Raw genomic sequence first — 5,065 nt, 5'->3', positions numbered from 1 at the left:
AGCAGACAATGCGAATGTAACAGGAGAAACAACCACTGCTTCAACGGCGACAAGTATTACGGATACCTTAACCAATACCAGTGGTTCAGTTCAAACGGTAGTGTATACCATTACGCCAACGAGTTCAGATGGTTGTGCAGGAGATTCATATACTTATACAGTAACGGTAAATCCAGAACCATTTGTAGCGGCGGCACCAATAGCTACAGTTTGTAGTGATGTAGCGTTGAACCATGATTTAACAGGAGATGTAAATCTTGCAGGAGCAACGTTCAGTTGGAGTGCAGCAGCGAATGCGAATGTCACAGGAGAAACCACGACAGCTTCAACCACTACGAGTATTACTGATACTTTAACCAATACAAGCGGTTCAGTTCAAACAGTGGTGTATACCATTACATCAACCAGTTCAGATGGTTGTGCAGGGAATTCATATACCTACACGGTAACAGTAAACCCAGAACCATTTGTAGCAGCAGCACCAACGGATACAGTTTGTAGTGATGTAGCCTTGAACCATGATTTAACGGGAGATGTAAATCTTGCAGGAGTTACTTTCAGTTGGAGTGCAGCAGACAATGCCAATGTTACAGGTGAAACTACAAGTGCATCAACTGCAACAAGTATTACCGATACTTTAACCAATAGGAGCGGTTCAGTTCAAACAGTGGTGTATACCATTACACCGACAAGTTCAGATGGTTGTGCAGGAGATTCATATACCTACACAGTAACGGTGAATCCAGAACCATTTGTAGCAGCAGCACCAACAGCTACAGTTTGTAGTGATGTAGCCTTGAATCACGATTTAACAGGTGATGTAAACCTTGCAGGAGCTACCTTTAGTTGGAGTGCAGCAGACAATGCGAATGTCACAGGAGAAACAACAACAGCTTCCACGGCAACAAGTATTACCGATACATTAATCAATACGAGCGGTTCAGTTCAAACAGTGGTGTATACCATTACAGCAACCAGTTCAGATGGTTGTATCGGAGATTCATATACTTATACAGTAACGGTAAATCCAGAGCCATTTGTAGCAGCAGCACCTACGGATACAGTTTGTAGTGATGTAGCCTTGAACCATGATTTAACAGGAGATGTAAATCTTGTCGGAGCAACGTTTAGTTGGAGTGCAGCAGACAATGCAAATGTCACAGGAGAAACAACGACAGCTTCAACCGCTACGAGTATTACGGATACATTAACCAATACAAGTGGTTCAGTTCAAACAGTGGTGTATACAATTACACCAACAAGCTCAGATGGTTGTGCCGGAAATTCATATACCTATACGGTAACTATAAATCCAGAATCATTTGCATCTAGTTCACCTACGGATACAGTTTGTAGCGATATAGCGTTGAATCACGATTTAACTGGGGATGTAAATTTAATAGGAGGAACTTTCAGCTGGAGTGCAGCAGATAATGCGAATATAACTGGAGAAACGACTAGTACATCCACGGCAACGAATATCACAGATACTTTAACGAATACAAGTGGCTCGGTGCAGACTGTGGTGTATACCATTACCCCAACAAGTGTTAATGGTTGTGTTGGAGATCCGTTCACTTATACGGTAACAGTAAACCCAGAACCATTTGTAGCGGCGGCACCAACATCTACAGTTTGTAGTGATGTAGCGTTAAGCCATGATTTAACAGGAGATGTAAATCTAGCAGGGGCTACCTTCAGTTGGAGTGCAGGAGATAATGCGAATATAACTGGAGAAACAACGACAGCTTCAACCACTACGAGTATTACTGATACGTTAACGAATACGAGCGGTTCAGTTCAAACAGTGGTGTATACCATTACCCCAACCAGTTCAGATGGTTGTATCGGAGATTCATATACTTATACAGTAACGGTAAATCCAGAACCGTTTGTAGCGACAGCACCAATAGCTACCGTTTGTAGTGATGTTGCCTTGAACCATGATTTAACAGGAGATGTAAACTTAACAGGAGCAACCTTTAGTTGGAGTGCAGCAGCGAATGCGAATGTCACAGGAGAAACAACAACAGCTTCAACTGCAACGAGTATTACCGATACTTTAACGAATACGAGCGGTTCTGTTCAAACAGTAATATATACCATTACCCCAACCAGTTCAGATGGTTGTGCTGGAGATTCATATACCTATACGGTAACGGTAAATCCAGAACCATTTGTAGCAGCAGCACCAGCAACTACTGTTTGTAGTGATATAGCGTTGAACCATGATTTAACAGGAGATGTAAATCTTGCAGGAGCTACCTTCAGTTGGAGTGCAGCAGATAATGCGAATATCACAGGAGAGACAACGACAGCTTCAACTGCTACGAGTATTACCGATACTTTAACGAATACGAGCGGTTCTGTTGAAACTGTAGTGTATACGATTATACCAACAAGTTCAGATGGTTGTGTAGGAAATTCATATACGTATACGGTAACAGTAAACCCAGAACCATTTGTAGCAGCAGCACCTACGGACACAGTTTGTAGTGATATAGCGTTGAACCATGATTTAACAGGAGATGTAAATCTTGCAGGAGCTACCTTCAGTTGGAGTGCAGCAGATAATGCGAATATCACAGGAGAGACAACGACAGCTTCAACTGCTACGAGTATTACCGATACATTAACCAATGCGAGCGGTTCTGTTCAAACAGTAGTATATACGATTACAGCAACGAGTTCAGATGGTTGTGTAGGAGATTCATATACCTACACGGTAACAGTAAATCCAGAACCATTTGTAGCAGCAGCACCTACGGATACAGTTTGTAGTGACGTAGCGTTGAACCATGATTTAACAGGAGATGTAAATTTAGCAGGAGTAACTTTCAGCTGGAGTGCCGCGGATAATGCGAATGTCACAGGAGAGACAACAAGTACCTCGACAGCAACGAGTATCACAGATACTTTAACCAATACGAGCGGTTCAGTTCAAACGGTAGTGTATACAATAACATTAACTAGTACTGATGGTTGTGGCGGAGATACCTACACCTACACGGTAACGGTGAACCCAGAGCCATTTGTAGCAGCGGCACCAACAGCTACGGTTTGTAGTGATGTAGCCTTGAACCATGATCTAACTTCAGATGTAAACTTAACAGGAGCAACCTTTAGTTGGATCGCAGGAGACAATGCGAATGTGACTGGAGAAACAACGACAGCTTCCACAGCGACGAGTATTACGGATACCTTAACCAATACGAGTGGATCGGTTCAAACTGTAGTGTATACGATTACAGCAACGAGTTCAGATGGTTGTGCCGGAAATTCATATACTTACACGGTAACAGTAAATCCAGAACCATTTGTAGCAACAACACCAACAGATACAGTTTGTAGTGATGTCGCGTTGAATCATGATTTAACAGGGGATGTTAACTTATCAGGTGTCACCTATAGTTGGCAGGCAGCGGATAATCCAAATGTAACAGGAGAAACAACAGTGGCTTCTAACTCTACAAGTATTACTGATACTTTAGTAAATACCAGTAGTGCGGATCAAACAGTTATTTATACAATTACACCAACGAGTTCGGACGGTTGTATAGGAAATCCTTACACGTATACGGTTGTTGTAAACCCTGTACCTACCATTAGTATTGATGATATCACGGTTGTTGAAGGTGCAGTAGGTAATTTTACAGTGACATTGAGTCAGGCAATAACTTGTGATGTAACTTTTGAATCAAGTACGGCTGATAATACTGCATTAAATGGAACGGACTATGTAGGACAAACAGGTGTTAGTTATACAATACCAGGAGGAAGTACCTCAGTAACCATTCCAATAACAACGATAAATAATAATATTTATGAAGTAGACGAGACATTTACAGTAAACTTAAGTAATATTCAAACTGCTTCAGGAAGAAATATAACAACCACAGATTTACAAGGAGAGGGAACGATTACGGATAATGATGTAAATGATCCATGTTTACCAGATGCAACCGATAGCGATGGCGATGGGGTGTGTGATGCAATTGACCCAGATCCAGCTGATCCATGTAATCCAGATAATACGGATGCAGATGGTGATGGTGTATGTGATACAGTAGATCCCGATCCAGCTGATCCATGTAACCCGAATAATGTAGATGCGGATAACGATGGTGTATGTGATACGGTAGATCCTGATCCAACAGATCCATGTGTACCAGATAATACAGATGCGGATAATGATGGCGTTTGTGACACGGTAGATCCCGATCCAGCCGATCCATGTGTGCCAGACAATACAGATGCGGATAATGATGGAGTATGTGATACAGTAGATCCCGATCCGAATGATCCATGTGTACCGAATAATACGGATGCGGATAATGATGGCGTTTGTGACACGGTAGATCCAAATCCAACCGATCCATGTATCCCAGACAATACGGATGCAGATGGCGATGGCGTATGTGATAGCGTGGATCCAGACCCAGCCGATCCATGTGTGCCAGATAATACAGATGCGGACAATGATGGCGTATGTGATACAGTAGATCCAAATCCAACGGATCCATGTATTCCAGACAATACGGATGCGGATAATGACGGCGTATGTGATACAATCGATCCAGATCCAGCCGATCCATGTAACCCAACAAGTACAGATGCTGACGGTGATGGAGTATGTGATGCAGTAGATCCTGATCCAGCAGATCCATGTAATCCAAATGCTACAGATGGCGATGGCGATGGCGTTTGTGATGCAGTAGATCCCGATCCAAATGATCCATGTAATCCAACTAGTGCTGATACGGATGGTGATGGTATTTGTGATGCAGTAGATCCCGATCCAAATGATCCATGTAGTCCAGATGCAACAGATGTAGATGGTGATGGTATCTGTGATGTGATTGATCCTGATGTAACAGATCCATGTGGTCCAGAAGATTTAGACAGTGATGGCGATGGTGTATGTGACAATGTAGATCCAAATCCAACTGATCCATGTATCCCTGACGCAACTGATGCTGATAATGATGGCGTATGTGATAGTGTAGATCCCGATCCGAATGATCCATGTAATCCAAACGGACATGATGAGGATGGTGATGGTGTT

The 5,065-nt window shown here is 42.6% G+C and carries 1 protein-coding gene (cut by both window edges); it reads left to right on the top strand.

All 5,065 nt of this window come from inside a single coding sequence — locus ACKTTV_RS08440, PKD-like domain-containing protein, on the top strand. Of the gene's 40,353 coding nucleotides, 28,829 precede the window and 6,459 follow it; the stretch shown corresponds to coding positions 28,830–33,894 — codons 9,610 (partial) to 11,298 (complete); the first complete codon in view begins at nt 2. Both codon boundaries (start and stop) fall beyond the window edges.

It is taken from the genome of Tenacibaculum xiamenense (genome assembly GCF_964513065.1).
GTDB classification, from domain to species: Bacteria; Bacteroidota; Bacteroidia; order Flavobacteriales; family Flavobacteriaceae; genus Polaribacter; species Polaribacter xiamenense.
This window is presented reverse-complemented; position numbering and strand designations above follow the sequence as displayed.